Source organism: Photorhabdus noenieputensis, assembly GCF_018448935.1.
GTDB classification, from domain to species: Bacteria; Pseudomonadota; Gammaproteobacteria; order Enterobacterales; family Enterobacteriaceae; genus Photorhabdus; species Photorhabdus noenieputensis.
Genome location: NZ_RCWC01000144.1, coordinates 1 through 818, shown reverse-complemented (window position 1 = coordinate 818; position 818 = coordinate 1). Strand labels below are relative to the sequence as shown.

Here is an 818-nt window from a genome sequence, read left to right as displayed (position 1 = left end):
GCCTTCAAACACCAGCGCCACGTTATCCGGTGTCTTTTCCACTTGAGCTTCAAACAGTTGTGGCAGGGTTTTATCCTGCGGGTAAGGCGCATCAGTCTGATTCCAGCGGTGCAACAGGGTATGACGTTCCTGGGCAGACAGGATGTCAATTTCGGACAGCGATTGTGTCTGGTCTGCCACAAAAGCTGCCAGCACCCGTTGATAACTGCCCGCCAGTCTCACGATGGTGGCCTCAGCAAACAGGCTGACGGCGTAGTTCAGACAACCAGTAATATCAGTTTGTCCATCGGATAAAAACAGGCTCAGGTCAAACTTGGCCGGGCTGTATAACTGCTCATCCAGTGTCACCGGCCTGAATGGCAGACGGTTGTCTGGCGGATTTTCTTCAAAGTTCTGCAACCCAAACATCACCTGAAAAATCGGATGGCGGGCGGTGTCACGTTCAATATCCAGCGCCTCAACCAGTTGTTCAAACGGTATGTCTTGATGGGTCTTGGCCTCAGTCACCCGTTGATGGGTCTGTTGAATCAGTGCTTCCACGCTGGCGGTTTGTTGAAGTGGTATCCTTAAGGCCAGTGAGTTAACAAACATCCCAATCAGGGACTGAGTTTGGGCATGGTGGCGGTTATCCGTCGGTGTTCCCAGGACGATATCGTTTTGCCCGGATAATTTTGCCAGCGTGATATAAAAGGCACTGAGCAGCACGGTATACAGGGTGGTTTCCTGCGCTTTTGCCAGCGTCCTTAACTGTTCAGACAGCCGGGTGTCCAGCACAAAATTGAAATCCCGTCCCTGATAATTCACTTGTGTGGGTCTGG

Annotated in this window: 1 protein-coding gene; it reads right to left on the bottom strand. The window is 51.7% G+C overall.

Features of this window, described 5'->3' with window-relative positions:
• Window positions 1–818, bottom strand: an 818-nt coding sequence (locus EAE91_RS23565; RefSeq protein WP_244869028.1) for a condensation domain-containing protein, incomplete at both ends; no start/stop codon positions are given.